The organism is Ideonella benzenivorans, from assembly GCF_020387415.1.
Lineage (GTDB): Bacteria > Pseudomonadota > Gammaproteobacteria > Burkholderiales > Burkholderiaceae_C > Ideonella > Ideonella benzenivorans.
In genome coordinates this window covers 263786-286440 of sequence record NZ_JAGWCB010000020.1, presented here as the reverse complement: position 1 = coordinate 286440, position 22655 = coordinate 263786, and the positions used below count along the sequence as shown (strand labels likewise).

Sequence of the window (22655 nt, the reverse complement as noted above, 5' to 3'; positions counted from 1 at the left end):
CCAACTTGAACAATGCCTATACGGGCATTTTCAATGCTGGCTTTAATTTCGCAGTCTTTAAGGACCATGCTGCGAGGTGGCCGACAAGCACCGGTTCTAAGTCCCTTGGTGCATTCAATGTAGCGCGCTTACTCAATAGACGCAATATCCATCACCATAAATCGACCAGACATTCACCGATTTATTGAAACAGATTGTTACTTGTCTCGGAACAACAAGAGAATTCAGTAGCGAGATCGGCCGCCAACCACTGCGCAAATACGATCACGGAAAATTCAGACTGCTTGGCACCTCCCAGGAATCCCCTTCACAAATCATTTATCAAAGGCAGCTTTTCTTCAGGAACGGCAACAACGACAAGGGCAATGGCGCCGATTCTTTTCATGCGATGCTGGCATGAATGCCAGCGTTCATGCTGGTATCAATGCTGGTATCAATGCTGGTATTCTTAGCACCACGACCGTTAGTTCTACATGTCGGCCTTGATTCAACTTGGCGGCGACTCGACTAAGTCATTGAAGCTACAGCGTCGTAGCCATCGCTGGCTACGACGTCAAATGAAGGTGGTGTTTTGCGGCGCATTACACGCGCCTGTCTCGCATCACCAGTCACCAGGACAGCTAAGGTGACCGAGTGCGGCAATCGCTCCCTGGTCGGTTGGCGGCCCACCCATGCGCAGCGTGCGTGTGCATGGGCGGGCCGCCAACCCGACCACAGCCACTCGTTATCGTCGACGCGCAATGCGTCAGGGGGTTGCCAGCCCCCACGCCCCTCGGCCGCCAGCCAAGGGGAATCTGTTCGTTTGCGCCGAGTGCAGTGAAAGCTGCATGCTCGGTGCAAGGGCGGGGCCAGGGACTAATCCGACGTTCGTCGAGTAACCCCCTGCGCTCCAGCCCATGACCTGGTGGACGCAGTCCACGAGGAGGTGTGCGAGCAGGAAACGGCGCACGGGAGGGAATGCCCGTGTGACCTGATTGCGGTGAAAGTCGGTGCAAGTCCGATCCCGGGAGACGCAGGAAAGCTGCGTAACCGGTGCTGCAGACGACGGCAGTCCAAGTCGAAGAAAGATCGACGTCGGCGTCATGGGCCAAGTGGCCCAGGGATGTCGGTGGAGCTGATGGTGAACGGGGTCGCACCCGGAAGCCAGAAGCCCAGGCTGATAGCTTAAGCGTCTAAAAGCGCCCTTCGGGGTGCGATGCAGAGAGTCCGAAAGGCCGCCCATCGCGGCGGCCGATAGGTGCTAGGGCTGAGATGCCCGCTGATGGCCATAAAACGGCAATTGAATCGTAGGGGGAGCGCTTTACTGCCTTCGGCCCCCCGAAACCTGGTGGATGCGTCCAGGGACTGAGTTCAACAAGCCGGGTCACATCTAGGATTCGATAGGAAGTAACTGCAATCTAACTGTGCAAGTCTCGTCCGTGTCGGCGCGCGTGGCAGCGCGTCGGAAGCCTGTGAACGACAGGTGTTAGCGCGGAAGGGATGAGAGCGGAGTTCGTGTAGGCATTGAAGGACTGGCCGAAATCCAGATCCGAGGTCGAGAGACCACGACCGGTTGGCACCGGTTGGCCGAAAGACTGAGCGAACGGAGAAACGTAACGAGCGAGACCGGGAGGTCTCATGGGAGCGGTCGGGGGTGGTTCCCCGGCCGCAGTCACCTTTGGCGTTGGCGCGCCTATTCAATAGGAAAGGATCCACAGGCATGAAGCCAATTCATCGAGAGACGTGATGCGACCTTGATCCATCACTGCGAGCGAGCGTCCGTGTTGATCGGCATCGCTACATAACCAGCTTGAGGGCACCAGATTTGACATCGTCGTCACTGATGCACCGAAAACCATCCCCGCCGACACAGCTGTGTATCGGCTCATAGGCCCCGGACTAACGTCCGGGGCCCCTTCTCCGTGCCTCGCCGTCCCGGCACGGCAATAGACGCGCGGCCTGCACTGCCGCCCCTCACCGTGTCGAGTTGCCTCGACTCCCTACGAGGCCCCGGGGACGACACAGGCGATCCCACGTCCGTCGCCGAACGAAACGACAACCATGTCGAAGGTCGGCATGGCGACGCCTGGCCGCCATTCGAGTGCGCACGCGCCAGCAACATGGCTCAGCAATCACTCTATCCGACGCAAACACGAGCTCGACACCCCCCCTTTGAACTGCCATCGACCCGAATTGCCAGGCGCCTTCCGGAAGATTGAATGTCTGCACCAGGCTGTGTTTTAGGTCACGTGTCGCAGCCTTACAACGCGCCGCTCATGAGCCGCCGCCATGCTTTTCCACCGTGAAAAGTAACTCTGTTACGGCGGCACACTGTTCAGATGCAAATAGCACCCCATCAGATCGGTAGAAATTATTCTGCACACGACGATTACCAAATGCGCAACGCAATATCAATGACTTATGAAAGCCATCGACAGAAATTTCTCACGAACAACAGAAAAACCAGCCGCCTATTTGTTTCACCGTGACATTAGAACCCCACCACTCGGTAACTTGAGGTACTTGTTCATCTGCAATTCTGTAGCTCCATTCGGCACAAACGGCGCCAGACTTCCCTATGGGTGGGGCGACACCTAGACTCACGCCATTGCTCCCCGACAGAAGAAGCACTAATCCCTCACCCGTGCCGCGGCCTCACCCAATAGAGAAAAATACAGAACATATTCATGGAATTAGGACCAACGCACGCCAAACATCTTCAACCATCAAAATAGAAATTATTCATATCAGAAGGCATTCAAAAAATTATCCAACCAGATTTATGACCAGGAAGCAAAACATGATTCGCAATATTTTCCGCGCCCGCTGGGCCCTTGGCGCCCTGACGCTGGTCGCTGCCATTGACAGCGTCTACTTGATATGGGATGCGATAGGGCTGAGCGCCCTTGCCGGTGGCACCGTCGGCATTGCCCTCCCCCTGCCCGGTCCCTCTAAACCCTGGGCTGCTGAAGATCAGCTGGACCACGACCGTCGCTGGAAGCGGGACGGCTCGCCCAACGATGACGGCCTCCCCACCTGAGAGCCTCGCACGATGAACTACGGAAAACTGATCATCGCAGTCTTCACTGTTGGCCCCCTAGGTTTTGCCATGGGTGCCGGATTCGCCTGGCTGTTCGGCGCTTCCACTCCGTCCCTTTTCGGTGGTGGTGTCGGCGCACTCTTTGTGGTGCTCGCCATGCTGCAGAGCGTGAACGGCAAGAGCATCCCCGAGAGCGACCGAAAAAAGGCTCACCTCGATGAGATCCCAAACCAGCGCACCCTGAGCTACGACGTTGCAGAGCGGCTTGGGTTCCCTTACAGCAAGCACGAGTCCGAAGGCTGAATCACAAGCCGGGACGGCTGGACACCACGACATGAAGAGCCGCCACATCCGTAACCCCCCACCATCAGCATCCTCTCGCCTCCTCGACCGATGACGATCGACATACGCAGTTGGGAGGGCGTTGGAACCCTCCACTCTTGTCCTGAAATGCCCCCACCAAATGACGATCTGTTGTTGCACGGAACTGTCTGCCTCGACGTGACCGAGCGCTGGCGCGTATCAGTAGTGCGTGTTCGGGCTCAGGCGTGGTTGGACCTGACCTCGGCAAGACTGCGTTATCGGCTGTTGATCGGAAACGTCCCGGGTTGGATGAACCACCGTATGCGAATTGCTGGCGTAGGGCCCGACTACGTCGGCACGCTAGGCCCCAACGAGGAAGTCCAGGTCGCCGGGTGGCGGAACACCACAAAGGAGATGGAGGGGTCGAGTCTGACGCTGCTGATCTATTCAAGCTCGCTTGGCAGCGCGCCAATCGAACGGCTTCTCGCGTGAAGCCTGGGTTCCCGCAGATGAGCGGACAACAGATGACAAGCGATATGAAAACAGCCAATTTGCAGCGCCGAGTCTGCGCAGAGCAGCATGATGCGCCAGTTCAGTTCCACCGGCTGGTGGCTCTCATCTTGCTGCTGGTAGCGGTCTGCACGCCGACCTGGGCGGATGCTGTCTTGCAGGGACGCGTGATCAGCGTTCAGGGTGGCGGCGCGCTCACACTTGTCGACGCCCAGCAGCGCGAGCACAGAATCCGACTCGCCTACATCGAGGCCCCAGAACTCACGGAAACCTTCGGCGCGGAAGCCCAGACCGCGCTCGCAGCATTGGTGCTGAACAGGGAAGTCAAGATCCAAGTGTTGGAGACGACAGCCGACGGATCCGAACTGGCCGAGGTCGTCAGCCCAAACGACAAGAACGTGAACCTTGAGCTACTGGGTCGAGGCCTCGCGTGGCACGCCTATTTTGATCGACAGTCTGCCGCACAGCGCGAGCGATATCAGACCGCACTGCTGGAGGCCCAGCGCGAGCGGCGAGGCATGTGGGCGCTTGATCGGCTCGAGACTCCCCGGGAGCTTGCGGCACGCCGAGAACAGTTGCTGCGCTGGTGGCTTTACGCCATCGCTGTTTGTGCGGCGTTTCTGCTGATCGCCGAAATTGGCTCTGTCAACGGGCACCGCATCGACGCATGGCTGGCGGGGCAGGAGGCTCAAAGCGAAGCGAGTGCAGAGGGATATCGAAACGCCCGGATCACAGAAGAAGCAGCGGCGGCAGAAAGAGATCACACACGTGAGGTCGCTGATCACGAAATGGACCGCTTGGCTGCGGAGAGGCGGCAACGGATGCAGTCAGCCGGAAATCCGACGCCCAAGGACTAAACGTTGGCCTATTGCGGCCGTGCACGACAAAAGAAGAGGTCTCGCGCCGAACGACGCGAGACCTCAGCGATGGTTAAGGCCTAGAACTCGGAGAAGGGATCCTCAGTCGAGTCGTCTGCAAGCCTGTGTTCCGAGGCATTTGGATGGAATGTGAGCCTGATGTGCCAAATGCCGCCGTCAGGAGTCTGCTCCCACCCTCGAACGCAGATTTCATTATTTGGTCCGATGAATCCGAAGAAGTCGAAGTCCGTGTCGTTCAGCTTCATTGGGCTCTTGAACAGGTAGCCGGTCCAAGGTCCAACAGTCAGTTCGTATCGCGAAGCCCTGTCTGAGTAATCCGCGGTCACGTTTGAAGATGTCCGCCTGCTGCCCCAATGATCGTCAATGTCCATGATGGCTGAGCCAATCAGAGCGGGGAATCGTTGCTCCTGGAAGCCCGGCGTGGCGAAGAACAGTGCACCGGCACCACCAGAGAGTCGTGTTTGCATAAGCATTGAGAAGTTCCTTGTTGGTTGGGTTGAGAGTCAAGGTCGCCAGCGACAGCTGTTTTGCTTGACGCAGCCGGGATGACCAACATTTGCACGTACGCGTTGCCCGCCAGGGTTGGATTGGAGCCATCGCGCCGAGGGTCATGGGATGAGCCTAGAGTTTTTGAAGGTAGCAACATGACGCAAGGTAGCAACTTTTCTGCAGGTTGCTACCTGGTGTAAAGTAGCAACCTATGCATCAAAGCTACTTCGCGGACGCCAACAGGGAATACGACGGCCGCTGGGTCGGTCCCGCCGGAGACTTCCTTATCGAGGTCAAACGCACCAACAACGCCCGCGACCTGCGCGGCGCGCTACTGGCGCTTGCCTATGCACTGGAGAAAGAACCGTCCAGCGCACAGGCCATGCTGGTGCTCAAGGAATCGAAGCTGAGCAGTTCCAGGTTGCGCGATGAGTTGACCCAGTTCCGCAACATCGTGAGAGACGGCGTGGGACAGAAGATCCACCTGGTAGCTTTTGGTGAAGACATCGACCGAATGCAGGGGGTCCTACCGCAGTTCAACGAAGAGCTCGCTCTGTTCATCCGCGACCTAGTGCGCCATGACACGGCCACCCACGGAGGGCGGGTCAGTCGCGTGTTCGTCCAGTCTCTGGTTGTAGATCGATGGCTGCAGGGCCGGTCAATGACATCCTCCTTGGAAGTCCTGAGTGAATCCAAGGCCAGCAAGCCCACGGTCATCTCCGCGCTTGAGCATCTGCGGGAGCTCGACGTCATAGCTGGCCAGTTCGGCGAATTCGTGCTCCAGCCTCCCAGCTGGGACGCATGGCAAAGCCTCGCGCTGGATCTGAAGTTGGAACGCAAAGCCGTCTACTTTGCGGACCCGAGCGGCTTGGCGCGAGGCCCGTCAGCACTTCTCAGCCGGCTCATCAAGGTCATGGACCGAGCCAGCAAACCGCTTGACGTCGCTCTAAGCGGGGTCATGGCGGCCTATCACTTCTACGAGCATCTGAACATCACGGCGGCTCCACGCCTGGATTTGAGCGTCTACGACGGAAATACGGAATTCGTTCGCAAGCTCGATGCAGGCCTTGTCGAAGTCAAGAACTTGAAAGCGCACGCACCGCTGGTGCTACACCTTGGAAGGCGACTTCGGACTCCATCGGCCTCGCGGACACCAGGGGTGGGTCAGGCCTCGCCGTTGGAATGCCTGGCTGACTTGCTGGACATCGGTCTCATGGCCGAGGCCCATGAGTTCGCAGAGCATCTGAGCCGAGCCACTACTCAAGGGGCAACGTTTCAATGATCGAACCCGAAAATCTCTCCCCAAGCCAGGTTCTCGCTCAAGTCGCAGCCGCGCTGCCTGGCGACGCACGTGACAACCTGATCGTCTGCGGCTCGCTGGCCGCCGCGTACTGGTTCTTCGCCGGCGACGGAACCCGGGCCATCCGCACGAAGGATGTTGACGGCCTGTGTAGCCCTCATGCCAAGGCCGTTGCTGCAGCCACAGCCATCACCGACCAATTGCTGGACGCCAATTGGAAGCCGCGCGAAGACCCCCGTTTCCCGCCCGGCAAGCCTGGCGATGCACCGGATGGACTGCCAATGGTGCGCCTCCATCCGCCAGAGGGCAGCAACTGGTTCCTGGAGCTAATGGCTGCACCGCCGCCCTATCAGCCAGGATCCTATGCCAAGAAGCTCCAGGCGATCGACACCGCCCATGGCACCTTTGCCCTGTGCAGCTTCGACTTCCTGGCGCTGGCCGAGTGGAATCCGCAGATGACGAAGGTGGGCATCAGAATCGCTCGCCCGGAGATGATGGCCCTGGCAAACATGCTTCATCACCCGACGATCGCGGGCACCCTCATCGCAGGCACGACGTGGAAACGCTCGAACAAGGACCTCGGGCGGGTGCTCGCCCTGGCCCACCTGACGATCGAACAGGACCGGCGCGTCGGAACTGAGGTTCTAGGCGAATGGCCGGCGAGTATGTGGGCTGCGCTGCAGGAGAAGTTCGGCCCAGATGCGCGCGATCTGGCGCTGCGCGCCGGCACGGGAATCCAGGAACTGATGCGAAGCGAGTCCGATCTGCACCAGGCCGTGCACATCGCCAACCTGAGCCTACTGGCTTCTATGGACCTGGGAACCGAGGAGCTTTCGGCCACCGCGCGCCGCCTGGAGGCGGAAGTGCTCGAAGAACTCGAGCAGCTCGCCGCCGATACTCCATGAGGCGAAGGTAGAAGGTCAGGCTTCCGGCGAAAGCATTTCCGCACCGACAGCGTTGAGCTGCGGGCGCTGGCCTGCATTGACCACCGTGCCGGCTTGCATCGACCAAGCGGCTGGTCATGACCGTGCACCAACTGCCGCTACGCAGCGATTGCTGCCATTGGTACTGGAAAGTATCGATCAAAGCGCAGCGCGATGCTGGTGCAGCGTTTAGCAGCACATACATTTGAGGCTCAGCGTCTCATTTGGCCCCAATGTCAGGCTGATAACGACTGTTGCCCTTCGACACCTCGACTTCGCATCAACAGACTCGAATGAACTGAAGAATATGACATCGTCTCCGCCTAAAACTTTGGCCACGCTACTTCAATACGGTCTTGCTGATGACTTTGCTAGGAAGGTTCATGAGGCCGGCCTCACAGTGACTATGGCACGTGCACTTCGCGCTGCAGATCTAGTTTCAAAGTACGGCCTTTCCCTCGCTGAGGCGCAAGTGCTGACCGAGAGCGTACGCCGCCGACCGATTGACCCCGATGTCGTCAATTTGTTACTTCAACGAAGCAACTTCCTGTGCAACGTTTGCAAAGGACATAAGGGCTCCTCATACATCCTTCACCACATCGTGGAGTATGAGAAGACTCAGGACAACAGCTACGAAAACCTAGTAGTTCTATGCCCGACCGATCATGACTTGGCACACCGAGATGGCTTGACTCTAGGTATCACGGTCGATCAATTGCGCCGCGCAAAGATCGATTGGGAGCGCCAGGTCGCGAACGCCAACGCCCAGCTTGCAATGCATAAGAGCACCATGGGAAGTAACGTCAATGTTCATGGCAATGACATTCAAATGGCCGTTATGCCGGTGGCCCGACAGTCGCTAGAAATCTTGCCGCAGTTGCGCGCGAAGTACCCTCGATCTCTTCGCCCCGAGATGACCTCTGTCCAGTTCGTCCAGTCCCAGGAGCGCTGCTATCTTGAGATTACGACGGCTAACCGAGTCAACGATTACCTAGTTGACGAAACAAGCAAGCGCACCGACCTAGCATTCATCTCTGGCCATCCCGAGCGACTTCTTTTCGATCCTGGCAGGTCGATCACCGAAAATGTGCACTGCTTCATCTCAGACTTCGATGAGGTGTCGATCATCAACTGCACTGATTTGTTCACTCACACCGCAGCGAAACGGATCGACGACCACTGGCGGCAGCACGGGTGCGGCCCAGGTAATTTGTAGTTTCCGTAGTATTGACACTGGATCAGCCCACGCAAGCCGATGGGCTCCTCCCGCCAGGCGACCGCTTTCAGCCTTATGCTGGCGCCGTGCTTGGTCAGGGACCCGCCAGCGAGCTGCGCTGCTATGGGCAGTACAAACCGGCACGGGCGGCCAAGGTTTCCGGGATCCGCATTGATCGGCACGTATGGCACTGCGGGTCAGGCTGCTGGCGGTACTGAGTGGGCGCCATGTCGACTATCCAAGCTTCTTCGCCAAGTCTTCAGCCCTCGGGTGGTAATAGCGCTTCAGCATTCGAAGGTCACGATGGCCGGTGACAGCTGAAAGCTCCAGCACGTTCGACAGTTTGTCCGCCAAACGCGACGCCGCTTCGTGGCGCGTGTCATGAAAATGCACGTCCTCGAGAAATCCTGGCCTTGGTTTGCGCCGCGCCTTCCGGCAGTCTTCAACATACCGCTGCTGCGCTCGTTCGACGCTTCGAACGAACCCCTTCCGCAGCGCGAGGGCCGTCGTCTCGAACACGGGGCCATGCCGATCGGCTTCTTGCTCATCCTCCTCCGCGTCTCTAGGCAAGGCCTTGAGGATCGCAACCGCACGCGTCGAAAGTGGAACAGTTCGTGAGTCGCCGTTCTTGGTTTCTGGCAAATGTGCTGTCTGCCGATCCAGGTCCACGTTTTCCCACTGCAGCGAGAGCAGCTCACCGCGCCTCATTGCTGTTTCAAGGGCGAGCTGGACAAGCGGCAGCAGCCATGGATTTCGAGCGCCTTTGCTGAACGTTCCATCGGTTTGGCGCTCGCCGCCTGTCAGCGCAGCAAGAAGGTACGACTCCTCTTCCGGCGAAAACCGGCGATCTCGCGCGTTTGCGCGCTCCGGACGCTTGACGTCGCGGACAGGGTTCTCGACATGGATGCGCCACTCCCGGCGCGCGTGATTCAAGACGGCCGAGAGAACATCGAGCTCACGGTTTACGGTCGCGCCGGTCACATCTTCGAGCCGCCGGTCTCGCCACGCCGCGATCGCATCGCTCGTCACCGCCGTCATCTTGAGCTTCGGCAGGATCGCGTCCTTGAGGATCACGTTGATCTTCACGGACTCGATGTTCGCAGACTTCTTTGAGGGCGTGATCTCCTCCTGGTAGCGCCGCAGCACCTCAGCCAAGGTGTTCTTGTCGGCCTCCCGACGATCGACAAATCCGGTGGTCTCAAGCTCGCGCTCGATGCCCCGCACCCACTTCTCGGCATCCTCCTTGTAGGAGAAGGTTCGCGACTGAGTTGGAAAGCCCTTGCGCCTGACCTTGGCCTGCCATTGGAGCTCCCCGCGTTTCGTAATGGTTCCCATGGGACTCGATTGTCCCAAGAGTGTCCCAATTAATCCATACTTGTCGCACAAAGCCCAACAAATCGCGATTCACACCTGCGTTCGGGACGTAGAGGCCGGAGGTTCGAATCCTCTCACCCCGACCAGGCATTCTTGCAAAAGCCGCGGTGATCCGCGGCTTTTGCATTTCTGCGCCCCCCGCATGAGCCCGCGCCGTGACGCCCCGTCACACTTTGTCGCCTGTGGCCGCCATTCCCGTGCTGATTGAGCGATCAGTGCCGCGCGAAACGCCCAAGATTGCCCGGACGCCATGTTTTTGCGTCATCATGTGGCGCTGAACTTGTCCGCGCAAGTGATTGACTTGCGCCTTGCTGGCCTGAGTGACCCCTGTGGATACCGTTGTCGATGTCTCCAAGCCCGCGCTGTCTGGCGTGGCACGCGTGCTCGTCCATGGTGGCAAGTTGCCGGCCAAGCGGGCCGAGGAATTGGTGCGCAGCGCGAAGGAGAAAAAGATCTCCTTCATCAGCGAGCTGGCGGCGTCCGGCGAGCTCTCTCCAATCCAGTTGGCGCACGCCCTGTCCACGGCCCTGTCCGTGCCCTTGCTGGATCTGGACGCGGTGGATGTGCAGCGCCTGCCCCGGTCCATCATCGATCCCAAGCTGATGCTGCAGTACCAGGTGCTGCCGCTCAACAAGCGCGGCAGCCGGCTGTTTCTGGCCTGCATCGACCCCACCGACCAGGAGGCCAGCGAACGGATCAAGTTCGCCACCCAGCTGTCCCCCGAGTGGGTGGTTGTCGAGCACCACAAGCTGACCAAGCTGCTGGAAGAACAGGGCGGCTCCGCCAACCAGACGCTGGAAGCCATCAGCGCGGCCGAATTCGACTTCGAGGTCACCGAGGAAGACAGTGCGGCGGCTCAGCAGAGCGCCGAGGTGGTCTCCGAGGTCGAGGACGCCCCGGTGGTCCGCTTCCTGCAGAAGATGCTGGTGGACGCGATCAACATGCGCGCTTCGGACCTGCACTTCGAGCCCTACGAGTACCACTACCGTGTGCGTTTTCGCGTTGACGGTGAGCTGCGCGAGATCACCCAGCCCCCCCTGGCCATCAAGGACAAGCTGGCATCGCGCATCAAGGTGATCTCCCGCCTCGACATCTCCGAGAAGCGCGTGCCGCAGGACGGCCGGATGAAGCTGCGCTTCGGCACCAAATCGATCGACTTCCGGGTCAGCACGCTGCCGACGCTGTTCGGCGAGAAGATCGTGATCCGGATCCTGGACTCTTCCAGCGCCAAGCTGGGCATCGAGGCCCTGGGTTACGAACCGCAAGAAAAGGAACGTCTGCTGCACGCCATCCACCGTCCCTATGGGATGGTGCTGGTGACCGGGCCGACCGGCTCGGGCAAGACGGTGTCGCTCTACACCTGCCTGAACCTGCTGAATCAGCCGGGCGTCAACATCTCCACCGTCGAGGATCCGGCGGAAATCAACCTGCCGGGCATCAACCAGGTCAACGTCAACGACAAGGCCGGACTGACCTTCGCCAGCGCCCTGAAATCTTTCCTGCGCCAGGATCCGGACATCATCATGGTCGGCGAAATCCGGGACCTGGAAACCGCCGACATCGCCATCAAGGCCGCCCAGACCGGCCATCTGGTGCTGTCCACGCTGCACACCAACGATGCCCCGTCCACGCTGACCCGGCTGCTGAACATGGGCGTCGCGCCGTTCAACATTGCCTCCAGCGTGCTGCTGATCACCGCGCAGCGTTTGGTGCGCCGCCTGTGTGAGAGCTGCAAGCAACCCGCCGACTATCCGCGCGAGGCACTGATCCGCGCCGGCTTCAACGAAGGCGATCTGGACGGCAGCTGGCAGCCCTACAAAGCCGTGGGCTGCTCGGCCTGCAACAATGGCTACCGTGGTCGGGTTGGTGTCTACCAGGCCATGCCCATCAGTGAAACCATCCAGCGTCTGATCCTCACGAATGGGTCGGCGGTGGATCTGGCCGAACAGGCCCAGCGCGAAGGCGTGCGTGACCTGCGCCAATCCGGCCTGGTCAAGGTCCGCCAAGGGGTCACGACACTGGAAGAAGTGATCTCCGCCACCAACGACTGAGGCGGCCCCAGCCCGGACCCAGAACACAACCACCTATCAACCGTCGGGAGCGGTCGGAGGCTCAATGGCAACTGCAGCGGCAGCGAAGAACGTCAAGGACTTCACCTTCGAGTGGGAAGGCAAGGACAAGAACGGCAAGATCGTCCGTGGCGAAATGCGCGCCGGAGGAGAGGCGGCCGTCAGCGCCTCGCTGCGCCGTCAGGGCGTGCTGATCACCAAGGTGAAGAAGCGTCGAACCTCGGGCGGCAAGTCGATCAAGCCCAAGGACATCGCCATCTTCACGCGCCAACTGGCCACCATGATGAAGGCGGGCGTGCCCTTGCTGCAGGCCTTCGACATCGTGGCCCGCGGCAGCACCAATGCCAGGCTCACCCGGCTGCTGCTGGACATCCGTGCCGATGTCGAGACCGGGACGGCGCTGTCCTCGGCTTTCCGCCGGCATCCGCAGTATTTCGACGCGCTCTACTGCAACCTCGTGGAAGCGGGTGAGGCCGGCGGCATCCTGGAACAACTGCTCTCCCGTCTGGCCCTCTACCAGGAAAAGAGCCTGGCGCTGCAGCAGAAGGTGAAGTCGGCGCTGATCTACCCGGTGTCGGTGCTGGTGGTGGCCTTCGCGGTGGTGACGGTGATCATGATCTTCGTGATCCCGGCCTTCAAGGAGGTCTTCTCCAACTTCGGCGCCAATCTGCCCGCGCCGACCCTGGTGGTCATCGCGATGAGCGAGTTCTTCGTCCAGTACTGGTGGGCCATCTTCGGCGCCCTCTTCGGTGGTGGCTACATGTTCTTCCGGACCTGGAAGCGCTCCGAGAAGATGCAACTGGTGATGGACCGCCTGATGCTGCGCATGCCCATCTTCGGCGAGTTGATCCGCAAGTCGGTCGTGGCCCGCTGGACACGCACCCTCTCGACGCTGTTCGCCGCCGGCGTGCCGCTGGTGGAGGCGCTGGACTCGGTGGGCGGCACAGCGGGCAATGCGATCTACGCACAGGCCACCGAGCAGATCCAGCGCGACGTGGCCGCCGGGACCGCCCTGACCCCGGCCATGACCACCACCGGCGTGTTCCCGAACATGGTGCTGCAGATGACGGCGATCGGCGAGGAGTCCGGCGCCCTGGACGACATGCTGTCCCGCGCGGCCGACTTCTATGAAGAAGAAGTCGACGAGATGGTCAAGGGCCTGTCCACGCTGATGGAGCCGATCATCATCGTGATCCTCGGGGTCATCATCGGCGGCATCGTGGTGTCCATGTACCTGCCGATCTTCAAGCTGGGCCAGGTGGTCTGACGCCGATGCACGATTTGTTGGAGCTGGAAGCCTGGTGGCTGTCGCCCTGGGTGCTGGGGTTGCTGGGCCTGTGCGTGGGCAGTTTTCTCAACGTGGTGGTGCACCGCCTGCCCCGCATGATGGAGCGTCAGTGGTGGGCCGACGTGACCCAGCAACTGGGGGATGGCGAATCCTGGCGCCGCACCTTCGGTGACGACGCCCCCAAACCCCTGGGCCTGACCGCCCAGGAGCTGGACCGTCGCCTGCAGGCCCTGGGACCGCTGTCGCTGGCGCGACCGGCGTCGCGCTGCCCATCCTGCGGCCATGCCATCCGCTGGCACGAGAACATCCCACTGCTCAGCTGGCTGTGGCTGCGCGGCCGCTGCTCGGCCTGCGGCACCCGCATCTCGCTGCGCTACCCCTTGCTGGAACTGGTGACCGCGCTGCTGTTTGCCGCGCTCGCCTGGCGCACGGGGCCTCAGCCCGTCGTGCTGCTGTGGTGCGGCGTGGCGGCCACATTGGTGGCCCTCACCGCGATCGACTGGGACACCACCCTGCTGCCAGACTCGCTGACGCTGCCGCTGCTCTGGTCGGGCCTGCTCGCCGCGGCCCTGGGCTGGACGCTGCCGCTCACCACCGCCCTGGGCGGCGCCATCGCGGGCTACCTGTCACTGTGGTCGGTGTACTGGCTGTTCAAGCTCACCACGGGCAAGGAGGGCATGGGCCAGGGCGACTTCAAGCTGCTGGCGGCCCTGGGGGCCTGGCTGGGCTGGCAGGCCATCCTGCCCATCGTGCTGATGGCCTCGGTGATCGGGGCCCTGGTGGGCATCGGCATGAAGCTGAGCCATGCGCTGCGGGAAGGCCGCTACGTGCCCTTCGGCCCCTTCCTGGCCGGCGGTGCACTGGTGGTGATGCTGGCCGGCTTGGATCGGGTGCTGGGCTGGATCGGCCAATGAGGCCGCGCCGCATCGGCCTGACGGGGGGCATCGGCAGCGGCAAGAGCACCGTGGCCCGCCTGTTGGCCGAACGCGGTGCCCGCGTGATTGACACCGACGCGATCGCCCGCGCCCTGACCGCCCCGGGCGGCGCAGCCCTGCCCCCCATCGTCGCGGCCTTCGGGCCCGAGATGGTGGACGCCCAGGGCGCCCTGGATCGGGCCCGCATGCGGGCGCTGGTGTTCCGCGCGCCCGAGGCCAAGCAACAGCTGGAAGCCATCCTGCACCCGATGATCGGTGAGGCGACCGACCGCCAGGCCGCCGCCACACCGCCCGCCCAGCCCATCGTGTTCGACGTCCCACTGCTGGTCGAGACCGGCGCGCGCTGGCGCGCCCGCGTGGACCGCGTGCTGCTGGTGGACTGCAGTGAAACGACCCAGGAGGCCCGTGTGCAGGCCCGCTCCGGCTGGCCCACGGAACAAATCCGCCAAGTGATCCACCAACAAGCCAGCCGGATCCAGCGTCGGTCTGCCGCCGATGCCGTGCTCCTCAACGAGGGCCTGGACCTGGCCGGCCTGGCCACCGAAGTGGACGCCTTGTGGAACCTGGGCTTCTTCGGTGTCCCGGCCGCCATCCGGCTGTGAAACAATCAACGCCGCCCCGCACCCGTCTGGAACACCCACCTTGGTCTTGTACGAATATCCGTTCAACGAGAGCATTCGCACCATGCTCCGCCTCGAACACCTGTTCGAGCGGTTGACCATCCTGGTCCCACGCGACGCGCCGGTGGACCACCATTTCGCCCTGGTGACAGTCTTCGAGGTCATGGACGTCGCCTCGCGCGCCGATCTCAAGTCCGACCTGCTCAAGGAACTGGATCGGCACCGCAACGTGCTGCTGGGCTACCGCGGCAACCCGCACATCTCGGAAGCGGCGCTGGACGAGGTCATCGGCCAGATCGACACGGCCTACCAGTCGCTCAACCAGCAAGCGGGCAAAGCCGGGCAGGCGCTGACCGCCAACGAGTGGCTGATGAGCATCCGCAGCCGCATCAGCATCCCGGGCGGCACCTGTGAATTCGATCTGCCGGCCTACTACGCCTGGCAGCAGCACGCCCCCGAGGCGCGCCGCCAGGACCTGGCCCGCTGGATCGATTCGCTGTGGCCGCTGAAAAGCGCGCTGGACCTGCTGCTGCGCCTGTTGCGCGACAGCGGAGTGCCGCACCGCGTGGTCGCCACGGGCGGCCAGTACCAGCAACCCCTGCCGCAGGGGCGGACCTACCAATTGCTGCGTCTGCGCCTGGACGAAACCCTGGATCTGGTGCCTGAGATCAGCGGCCACCGGCTGATGGTGTCGGTGCGTCTGATGCGGGCAGATACCGAGGGACGTTTGAAGCCGTTCGGGCAGGATGCGGCCTTTGACCTGTCGCTGTGTGCCTGAGAACGTGAACCCTCCGACGACTGCCACACCGGCGCGGCCACCGATCCAAGTGGACTGCCCCGCCTGCGGGGAAAAGACACTGTTCGGCCCCGCCAACCCTTACCGCCCCTTCTGCAGCGCGCGCTGCCAGGGCCATGATTTCGGCGCCTGGGCGAGCGAAAACTACCGCGTCGCCCAGCCGTCCGCGCCGTCGGACGGGGACGCGGCATGAGCCGCCGCGCGCCGCCGCGCCGCCGCGAATTCCTGTTCGCCCTGGGAGCGGCCAGTCTGCTGGGTGCCTGCGCAAGCCAGCCCGAGCCGCTGACGGTCACGACCTACCACGAGACCCTGACCTCGCTGCTGCTGTCGCAGGACCGGCAGCATCTGGTGGTCATCGGCGAGCACTACCACTACATCTTTGATGCGCCCACGCCGCTGGTGGACGCACTGGCCTCGCCCCTGCATGCCCAGATGGAAGGCGAACTGGGGCGTTTCACCGTGGCGGCCGACGGGCGGACCCAGGGCGACTACGCGCTGATCCTGCCCACCGGTCTGAACGAAGCCGAGCGCGCCCAGGCCGTGGCGCTGGGGTTTCAGGCCGATCTGGCCTCGGCCGGCGGGCTGCGGATGACTGGCCGGATCGCGGGCCAGCGTTACCTGCAAGGCACGGTCAAGGCCCACCGCGTGCGCACCAGCCTGAACCACCCGTACACGGTGGAGATCCAGGCCGAGCAACCCCGCAGCGAGCAGGTGGCCCATGCGCTGGTCACCCCGGTCTCCACCGCGGCCAATGGCGTCACGCTGCTGTACTACGTGGTGCTGGCCCCGATCATCGTGCCCTTCGCGCTGCTGAGCCGCGAACGAGCCAAGTGACGCCGTCCACCAGGACGGGCGCTCCACTCTTGAAAGCCGACAACCCGTCCCTATAATGCGAATTAGCACTCACCCCAGGGGAGTGCTAACAAGCATGCAGTCCCGCTGAGGCTGCTGGTTTTTGGAATGGAAGCGGCCGCATGGCAAATCGCCGCGGGCCACTTCCTCTCTCACCGTCAATGCTCCAAGGAGATGCAATGAAACTTCGTCCGTTGCACGATCGCGTGATCGTCAAGCGTCTGGAAAACGAGACCAAGACCGCTTCCGGCATCGTGATTCCCGACAACGCCGCTGAGAAGCCTGACCAAGGCGAAGTTCTCGCCGTGGGTCCGGGCAAGCGCAACGACAAGGGTGACTTCGTGGCCCTGAACGTGCAGGTCGGCGACCGCGTGCTGTTCGGCAAGTACTCGGGCCAGGCCGTCAAGGTCGATGGCGAGGAACTGCTCGTCATGCGCGAAGAAGACCTGTTCGCCGTGATCCAGAAGTGATCGTCTGATCCTTCCCGATCACCGCCAACCCATCCTGTACTGAATTCGGAGATTTCTCAAATGGCAGCAAAAGACGTTGTCTTCGGCGCGGACGCACGTGCCCGCATGGTCGAAGGCGTGAACATCCTGGCCAACGCGGTCAAGGTCACCCTGGGCCCCAAGGGCCGCAACGTGGTGCTGGAACGCTCGTTCGGCGCCCCCACCGTCACCAAGGACGGTGTCTCGGTCGCCAAGGAGATCGAGCTCAAGGACAAGCTCATGAACATGGGCGCCCAGATGGTCAAGGAAGTTGCTTCCAAGACCTCTGACAACGCCGGTGACGGCACCACCACCGCCACCGTGCTGGCCCAGGCCGTCGTGCGCGAAGGCATGAAGTACGTGGCCGCCGGCATGAACCCGATGGACCTGAAGCGCGGCATCGACAAGGCCGTGGCCGCCCTGACCATCGAGCTGAAGAAGGCTTCCAAGGCCACCACGACCTCCAAGGAAATCGCCCAGGTCGGCACGATCTCGGCCAACTCTGACGCCGACGTCGGCGGCATCATCGCCGAAGCGATGGACAAGGTCGGCAAGGAAGGCGTGATCACCGTCGAAGACGGCAAGAGCCTGAACAACGAGCTGGATGTCGTCGAAGGCATGCAGTTCGACCGCGGCTACCTGTCGCCCTACTTCATCAACAACCCGGAAAAGCAAGTCGCGCTGCTGGACAACCCGTTTGTCCTGCTGTACGACAAGAAGGTCAGCAACATCCGTGACCTGCTGCCCACACTGGAAGCCGTGGCCAAAGCCGGCCGTCCGCTGCTGATCATCGCCGAAGACGTCGAAGGCGAAGCCCTGGCGACCCTGGTGGTCAACACCATCCGCGGCATCCTGAAGGTCGTGGCCGTCAAGGCCCCGGGCTTTGGCGACCGTCGCAAGGCCATGCTGGAAGACATCGCCATCCTGACCGGTGGCAAGGTGATCGCCGAGGAAGTGGGCCTGTCGCTGGAGAAGGTGACCCTGGCCGACCTGGGCCAAGCCAAGCGCGTCGAAGTGGGCAAGGAAAACACCACCATCATCGATGGCAACGGTGCCGCTGCCGACATCGAAGCCCGCGTCAAGCAGATCCGCATCCAGATCGAGGAAGCGACCTCCGACTACGACCGTGAAAAGCTGCAAGAGCGCGTGGCCAAGCTGGCCGGCGGTGTGGCCGTGATCAAGGTCGGCGCCGCGACCGAAGTCGAGATGAAGGAAAAGAAGGCCCGCGTGGAAGACGCGCTGCATGCCACCCGCGCTGCCGTGGAAGAAGGCATCGTGGCCGGTGGTGGCGTGGCCCTGCTGCGTGCCCGTCAGGCCGCTGGTGAGATCAAGGGCGACAACGCCGACCAGGACGCCGGCGTGAAGCTGGTCCTGAAGGCCATCGAAGCCCCGCTGCGCGAGATCGTGGCCAACGCCGGTGGCGAGCCGAGCGTGGTGATCAACGCCGTGCTGGCCGGCAAGGGCAACTACGGCTTCAACGCGGCCAACGACACCTACGGCGACATGATCGAGATGGGCATCCTGGACCCGACCAAGGTGACCCGTACCGCGCTGCAAAACGCCGCTTCCGTCGCCTCGCTGATGCTGACCACCGAATGCATGGTCGCCGAAGCCCCGAAGGAAGAAGCCCCCGCGATGCCAGGCGGCGGCATGGGTGGCATGGGCGGCATGGGCATGGACATGTAAGCTGTCCTGCCTGAGCACACTGCTCCCGCAAGCCAACAAGAGGCCACCTTCGGGTGGCCTTTTTCATGGCCGGTCGACGGCGCTCGGCCACAATGCGCGCCATCATGCCGCGCCTTCTGCCTGTCGCCCTGCTGCTGGGCCTGCTTCATTCGGTGGTTCTGGGTCAGACGGTCGCCCCACCCCCTGCCACAGAAACGCCCACCGTGGCCGCACCGGCGGCCGACAGCCCCCACCGCCCCCGGATCGGCCTGGTCCTCTCGGGCGGGGGCGCGCGTGGCATCAGCCATGTGGGCGTGCTCAAGGTGCTGGAGCAGCAGCACATCCCGATCGACGTGATCGCCGGCACCTCGATGGGCGCGATCATCGGCGGCCTCTACGCCAGTGGCATGAAGGCCGACCAGATCGAGGCGGAGTTGCGTGCCATCCATTGGGACAAGGTGTTCTCGTCCCGGGTCAACCGCGAGGAGCTGTCCCAGCGGCGCAAGGAACAGGATTTCGAGCTCAGCACCGCCATTGAGCTGGGCTGGCGGGATGGCGAATTTCGTGCGCCCCAGGGGGCCGTCTCCAGCCGGGGCCTGGATGCCTTGCTGCGCCGCTTCACGCTGCCCGCCCTGTCGATCACCGACTTCGACCACCTGCCGATCCCGTTCCGCGCCGTCGCGACCGACATGGAAACCGGTCAGCCGGTCATCCTCGACCACGGCGACCTTGCCACCGCCCTGCGCTCCAGCATGAGCGTGCCCGGCGTGTTCCCCGCCACGGAGGTGGGTGGGCGCGTGCTGGGCGACGGCGGGCTGGTCAACAACGTGCCGGTGGACGTGGCGCGGGCCATGGGCGCCGACATCGTCATCGTCGTCAACATCGGCACCCCGCTGGCCGGGCGCGAGACCCTCAACTCGGTCATCGGTCTGACGGCGCAGATGATCAACATCCTGACCGAGCAGAACGTGCGCCACAGCCTGGACTCGCTCGCCCCACAGGACATCCTGATCCAGCCCCAGCTCGGCAAGCTCACATCGGGGGACTTCGACAAGGTGCCCGAATTGATCGCCATTGGCGAACAAAGTGCCCGTGCAATTGGCGAGCGGCTGGCCACGCTGGCCACCACACCGGAACGCTACGCCCAGTGGCAACTCGCCACCCAGGCCCCGTCGCTGCCGCCGACCCGGCTGAACTCGGTGGCCTTCAGCGGCACCACCGTGACCAACCCCGGCCGCCTGATGCCCCAGCTGGAAAGCCACGCCGGCGAGCCCTTCGACCCGGCCAAGGCCGAGCGTGACACCCGCTACCTGGCGGCCAGCGGCGACTACGTGCAGACCGACTACCACCTGGTGCAGAGCGCCGAGGGCGACGGCCTGCTCTTCACGCTGGAGGACAAGCCCTGGGGACCGACCTACCTGAATGCCGGCCTGGACCTGTCGACCGACTTCAGCGGCAACAGTGCTTTCAACGTCAAGCTGGCCCTGAACCGCCATTGGCTCACGCCCAACGGAACCGAATGGCGCAGCCTGGTCCAGATCGGCGAGGTACCGCGCCTGTTCACCGAGCTGTACCACCCGCTGCAGTGGCATCTGGGTCTGTCCAACGATTGGTTCGTCTCGGGCTGGACCGACGGCGAACGGCGCACCCTGTCGGTCTATGAGCGCAATGGCGGCGACAAGATCGGCGAACTGCGCCGCTCACAGTTCCGTGTCGGCCTGGATCTGGGCCAGCCCTGGGCCAACCTGGGCGAGCTGCGCATGGGCGCCGTGTTCCAGGCGGCCCGCAGCGTGCCGCTGCTGGCCGGCAGCGACCAGACGGTCGCCAACACTGCCGAGACCTGGCAGGAGATCGGCCTGCGCACCCGCCTGGTGGTGGACCAGCTGGACTACGCCAACTTCCCCCAGCGGGGCTACCGCGTCGAATCGGAAGCCCTGCTCGGCACACGCCACCAGCAAGACAGCAGCACCCTGGCCTGGCTGGACAGCCAGGCCACAGGCGCCGCCAGCTGGGGCCGCCAGACCCTCACGCTGCATGGCGAGGTCAAGGTGGCCAACACCCATTCACCGTCCAGCGTCGGCCGCTATGCACTCGGCGGCTTCCAGCAGCTGTCGGGCTACCAGCCGGGGCAGGTCTCGGGCAACGCGATGGTGTTCGGCCGTCTGAACTGGTACATGCGCCTGGCCGAGACCCCGGTGTTCGCACGTGGCTTCTTCGTCGGCGCCAGCATGGAGGCCGGCGACGCCTGGCTGAACTACCACGACATGCGCTTGAATGGCCTGCGCTACGGCGGCAGCATCTACCTGGGCGCCGACACCGGGCTGGGCCCGATGTACCTGGGCCTGACCTGGGCACCCCGTGGCACCGCCGGCCTGGCGCTGGTGATCGGACGGCCCTGAGCGTCAGTCGGCGGCGGGTGGGGTGTCGCCCTCGTCGGCCGACACGCTGGCGTTCGGGGCCTCATGCACCCAGCCGTGGATGGTTTCGGCCAGGTCGGTCAGCCCCTGCTGTTTGGTGGCGGAGAACAGCAGCATGCCCACATCGGCCTGCTCGGTGACCCGCTCTCCCAGCTGGGTCTGTACCAGGCTCAGCGCAGCCTGCTGCTCGCGACGGTTGAGCTTGTCGGCCTTGGTCAGCACCACCAGCAGCTTGACCTCGCCGGTGTTGATCCGCGGCGCCACGAAGTCGAGCAGCCGCTCGTCCAGAGGGGTCAGGCCCAGGCGGCTGTCCACCAGCAAGACCACACCATTCAGGTTGCGCCGCACCTCCAGGTAATCGGCCATCACCTGCTGCCAGCGCACCTTCTCCGTGCGGGACACGGTGGCATAGCCGTACCCGGGCAGGTCGGCCAGATAGGCATCCGGCGCCTCACGTGGCCCCAACGCAAACAGGTTGATATGCTGCGTGCGCCCCGGTGTCTTGGAGGCGAAGGCCAACTGGCGCCGCTGGGCCAGCGCATTGATGGCAGTGGATTTGCCGGCATTGCTGCGGCCCACGAAAGCAATCTCGCCCAGATCCCCCGGCGGCAGCTGGTTCAGCTGGCTGGCGGTGGTCAGGAAACGAGCACTGTGGGCCCATGCCAATGCAGGGTGTTTGAGCTCGGACAGATCCGCGCGCTTTTGGCTGGAGGTTTCACGCATAGCGCATTGTAAAATCCCCTGGTTTGATTGCTGTCTTCCGTACAGCAAACCTACACCCAGAACATCCACAAATCCCGAGGCCCTCCGAATGAAGTCTCCTGTCGCGTTCGCCAGCTCCCTCGTGCTCGCAGCCCTGATGTCGGTGCCCGCGCTTGCCGCTGAGGCCGCCGCTCCGTCCAAGCCGGATCTGGCCCGCGGCCAAGCGATCGCCGCGACCTGCGGCGCCTGCCACACCAGCGACGGCACGCGCGGTCTGCCCACCTACCCCATTCTGCAGGGGCAGCATGCCGAGTACCTGGTCAAGCAGCTGACCGAGTTCAAGGCCAGCAAGCGCGCCAACCCCATCATGAACGGCATGGCCGCGCCGCTGACCGAGGCCGACATGAAGAACGTCGCCGCCTTCTATGCCAGCAAGAAGCCGGTGCTGGGCGCGGCCAAGAACAAGGACACCGTGGCCTTGGGTGAAAAGATCTACCGCGGTGGCATTGCCGAGAAGAAGGTGCCCGCCTGTGCCGGCTGCCACGGCCCGAGCGGCGCCGGCCTGCCGGTGCAATATCCCCGCCTGAGTGGCCAGCACGCCGAGTACGTCGAGCTCCAGCTGACCACCTTCCGCAGCGGTGCCCGCGCCAACAGCCAGCAGATGCTGGACATCGCCGCCCGCATGAGCGACGCGGAGATCAAGGCCGTGGCAGACTACGTCGCCGGCCTGCGCTGACCTCCTGAACGCCTCTGCCATATCCGGCTGAAGGCATTCTTATCCCTCCTGAAAGGCCGGTCCCTGACCGGCCTT

At 62.9% G+C, this 22655-nt stretch carries 21 protein-coding genes; 18 read left to right on the top strand and 3 right to left on the bottom strand.

Going from position 1 to position 22655, the window contains the following annotated elements:
* Positions 1-184 precede the first annotated feature (184 nt).
* The 4 genes from KGA65_RS20105 to KGA65_RS20090 all read left to right on the top strand — a co-directional run bounded on the left by KGA65_RS20105 (position 185) and on the right by KGA65_RS20090 (position 4689).
* The gene (locus KGA65_RS20105; RefSeq protein WP_225864905.1) at positions 185-400 is read left to right on the top strand and encodes a hypothetical protein; all 216 of its coding nucleotides are present in this window, start codon (positions 185-187) and stop codon (positions 398-400) included.
* Positions 401-2623: 2223 nt separating this feature from the next.
* Positions 2624-3019 (top strand): hypothetical protein, encoded by a 396-nt coding sequence (locus KGA65_RS20100; protein ID WP_225864904.1) that lies wholly within the window; start codon positions 2624-2626, stop codon positions 3017-3019.
* 12 nt (positions 3020-3031) lie between these two features.
* A complete protein-coding gene (locus KGA65_RS20095) occupies positions 3032-3322 on the top strand; it encodes a hypothetical protein (RefSeq protein WP_225864903.1) in 291 nt (96 codons plus the stop codon).
* Positions 3323-3858: 536 nt separating this feature from the next.
* Positions 3859-4689: a thermonuclease family protein gene (locus KGA65_RS20090; protein WP_225864902.1), complete on the top strand. Its 831-nt coding sequence runs from the start codon at positions 3859-3861 to the stop codon at positions 4687-4689.
* Positions 4690-4769: 80 nt separating this feature from the next.
* On the opposite strand, the gene KGA65_RS20085 is transcribed toward KGA65_RS20090, so the two are convergent.
* Positions 4770-5177 (bottom strand): hypothetical protein, encoded by a 408-nt coding sequence (locus tag KGA65_RS20085; RefSeq protein ID WP_225864901.1) that lies wholly within the window; start codon positions 5175-5177, stop codon positions 4770-4772.
* A gap of 233 nt (positions 5178-5410) precedes the next feature.
* On the opposite strand from KGA65_RS20085, the gene KGA65_RS20080 reads away from it, so the two are divergent.
* The 3 genes from KGA65_RS20080 to KGA65_RS20070 all read left to right on the top strand — a co-directional run bounded on the left by KGA65_RS20080 (position 5411) and on the right by KGA65_RS20070 (position 8638).
* The gene (locus KGA65_RS20080; RefSeq protein WP_225864900.1) at positions 5411-6481 is read left to right on the top strand and encodes a hypothetical protein; all 1071 of its coding nucleotides are present in this window, start codon (positions 5411-5413) and stop codon (positions 6479-6481) included.
* Positions 6478-7404, top strand: coding sequence for a hypothetical protein (locus KGA65_RS20075; protein WP_225864899.1), 927 nt, complete (start codon positions 6478-6480; stop codon positions 7402-7404). The genes KGA65_RS20080 and KGA65_RS20075 overlap by 4 nt, the downstream gene beginning before the upstream one ends.
* A 325-nt stretch (positions 7405-7729) precedes the next feature.
* Positions 7730-8638, top strand: a complete 909-nt coding sequence (locus KGA65_RS20070) for an HNH endonuclease signature motif containing protein (RefSeq protein ID WP_225864898.1) — start codon at positions 7730-7732, stop codon at positions 8636-8638.
* 234 nt (positions 8639-8872) lie between these two features.
* Here KGA65_RS20070 and KGA65_RS20065 read toward each other — a convergent pair whose 3' ends face one another.
* Complete coding sequence (locus tag KGA65_RS20065) at positions 8873-9973, bottom strand: site-specific integrase (protein WP_225864897.1); 1101 nt, start codon at positions 9971-9973, stop codon at positions 8873-8875.
* A 359-nt stretch (positions 9974-10332) separates the two neighbouring features.
* On the opposite strand from KGA65_RS20065, the gene pilB reads away from it, so the two are divergent.
* The 10 genes from pilB to KGA65_RS20015 all read left to right on the top strand — a co-directional run bounded on the left by pilB (position 10333) and on the right by KGA65_RS20015 (position 21124).
* A complete protein-coding gene (pilB, locus tag KGA65_RS20060) occupies positions 10333-12063 on the top strand; it encodes a type IV-A pilus assembly ATPase PilB (RefSeq protein WP_225864896.1) in 1731 nt (576 codons plus the stop codon).
* Positions 12064-12127: 64 nt separating this feature from the next.
* Entirely contained in the window at positions 12128-13348 is a 1221-nt protein-coding gene (locus tag KGA65_RS20055) for a type II secretion system F family protein (RefSeq protein WP_225864895.1), read from the top strand.
* 5 nt (positions 13349-13353) lie between these two features.
* Positions 13354-14283: a prepilin peptidase gene (locus KGA65_RS20050; protein WP_225864894.1), complete on the top strand. Its 930-nt coding sequence runs from the start codon at positions 13354-13356 to the stop codon at positions 14281-14283.
* A complete protein-coding gene (gene coaE, locus KGA65_RS20045; protein ID WP_225864893.1) occupies positions 14280-14906 on the top strand; it encodes a dephospho-CoA kinase in 627 nt (208 codons plus the stop codon). The genes KGA65_RS20050 and coaE overlap by 4 nt, the downstream gene beginning before the upstream one ends.
* Before the next feature lie 40 nt (positions 14907-14946).
* Complete coding sequence (gene zapD, locus KGA65_RS20040) at positions 14947-15702, top strand: cell division protein ZapD (protein ID WP_225864892.1); 756 nt, start codon at positions 14947-14949, stop codon at positions 15700-15702.
* Positions 15671-15913 (top strand): DNA gyrase inhibitor YacG, encoded by a 243-nt coding sequence (locus KGA65_RS20035; protein ID WP_225864891.1) that lies wholly within the window; start codon positions 15671-15673, stop codon positions 15911-15913. The genes zapD and KGA65_RS20035 overlap by 32 nt, the downstream gene beginning before the upstream one ends.
* On the top strand, positions 15910-16554 hold the full coding sequence (locus KGA65_RS20030; RefSeq protein ID WP_225864890.1) for a hypothetical protein: 645 nt from the start codon (positions 15910-15912) through the stop codon (positions 16552-16554). The genes KGA65_RS20035 and KGA65_RS20030 overlap by 4 nt, the downstream gene beginning before the upstream one ends.
* A gap of 197 nt (positions 16555-16751) precedes the next feature.
* Positions 16752-17042, top strand: a complete 291-nt coding sequence (groES, locus tag KGA65_RS20025; protein WP_225864889.1) for a co-chaperone GroES — start codon at positions 16752-16754, stop codon at positions 17040-17042.
* Between the two features lie 60 nt (positions 17043-17102).
* Positions 17103-18746 (top strand): chaperonin GroEL, encoded by a 1644-nt coding sequence (gene groL / locus KGA65_RS20020; RefSeq protein WP_225864888.1) that lies wholly within the window; start codon positions 17103-17105, stop codon positions 18744-18746.
* A gap of 104 nt (positions 18747-18850) precedes the next feature.
* The gene (locus KGA65_RS20015; protein WP_225864887.1) at positions 18851-21124 is read left to right on the top strand and encodes a patatin-like phospholipase family protein; all 2274 of its coding nucleotides are present in this window, start codon (positions 18851-18853) and stop codon (positions 21122-21124) included.
* Between the two features lie 3 nt (positions 21125-21127).
* Here the strand turns inward: KGA65_RS20015 and yihA are convergent, their stop codons facing one another.
* Complete coding sequence (yihA, locus tag KGA65_RS20010; RefSeq protein WP_225864886.1) at positions 21128-21865, bottom strand: ribosome biogenesis GTP-binding protein YihA/YsxC; 738 nt, start codon at positions 21863-21865, stop codon at positions 21128-21130.
* 88 nt (positions 21866-21953) lie between these two features.
* On the opposite strand from yihA, the gene KGA65_RS20005 reads away from it, so the two are divergent.
* On the top strand, positions 21954-22580 hold the full coding sequence (locus KGA65_RS20005; protein ID WP_225864885.1) for a c-type cytochrome: 627 nt from the start codon (positions 21954-21956) through the stop codon (positions 22578-22580).
* Positions 22581-22655 lie beyond the last annotated feature (75 nt).

Bases quoted from the DNA above. Each gene is read 5' to 3' on its own strand.
- KGA65_RS20070 (WP_225864898.1), top strand. From the start codon at position 7,730: ATGACATCGTCTCCGCCTAAAACTTTGGCCACGCTACTTCAATACGGT.
- KGA65_RS20005 (WP_225864885.1), top strand. From the start codon at position 21,954: ATGAAGTCTCCTGTCGCGTTCGCCAGCTCCCTCGTGCTCGCAGCCCTG.
- groES (WP_225864889.1), top strand. From the start codon at position 16,752: ATGAAACTTCGTCCGTTGCACGATCGCGTGATCGTCAAGCGTCTGGAA.
- yihA (WP_225864886.1), bottom strand. From the start codon at position 21,865: ATGCGTGAAACCTCCAGCCAAAAGCGCGCGGATCTGTCCGAGCTCAAA.
- KGA65_RS20080 (WP_225864900.1), top strand. From the start codon at position 5,411: ATGCATCAAAGCTACTTCGCGGACGCCAACAGGGAATACGACGGCCGC.
- KGA65_RS20030 (WP_225864890.1), top strand. From the start codon at position 15,910: ATGAGCCGCCGCGCGCCGCCGCGCCGCCGCGAATTCCTGTTCGCCCTG.
- KGA65_RS20055 (WP_225864895.1), top strand. From the start codon at position 12,128: ATGGCAACTGCAGCGGCAGCGAAGAACGTCAAGGACTTCACCTTCGAG.
- groL (WP_225864888.1), top strand. From the start codon at position 17,103: ATGGCAGCAAAAGACGTTGTCTTCGGCGCGGACGCACGTGCCCGCATG.
- KGA65_RS20065 (WP_225864897.1), bottom strand. From the start codon at position 9,973: ATGGGAACCATTACGAAACGCGGGGAGCTCCAATGGCAGGCCAAGGTC.
- KGA65_RS20095 (WP_225864903.1), top strand. From the start codon at position 3,032: ATGAACTACGGAAAACTGATCATCGCAGTCTTCACTGTTGGCCCCCTA.
- KGA65_RS20050 (WP_225864894.1), top strand. From the start codon at position 13,354: ATGCACGATTTGTTGGAGCTGGAAGCCTGGTGGCTGTCGCCCTGGGTG.
- KGA65_RS20090 (WP_225864902.1), top strand. From the start codon at position 3,859: ATGAAAACAGCCAATTTGCAGCGCCGAGTCTGCGCAGAGCAGCATGAT.
- KGA65_RS20075 (WP_225864899.1), top strand. From the start codon at position 6,478: ATGATCGAACCCGAAAATCTCTCCCCAAGCCAGGTTCTCGCTCAAGTC.
- KGA65_RS20015 (WP_225864887.1), top strand. From the start codon at position 18,851: ATGCCGCGCCTTCTGCCTGTCGCCCTGCTGCTGGGCCTGCTTCATTCG.
- coaE (WP_225864893.1), top strand. From the start codon at position 14,280: ATGAGGCCGCGCCGCATCGGCCTGACGGGGGGCATCGGCAGCGGCAAG.
- KGA65_RS20035 (WP_225864891.1), top strand. From the start codon at position 15,671: ATGCGGCCTTTGACCTGTCGCTGTGTGCCTGAGAACGTGAACCCTCCG.
- KGA65_RS20085 (WP_225864901.1), bottom strand. From the start codon at position 5,177: ATGCAAACACGACTCTCTGGTGGTGCCGGTGCACTGTTCTTCGCCACG.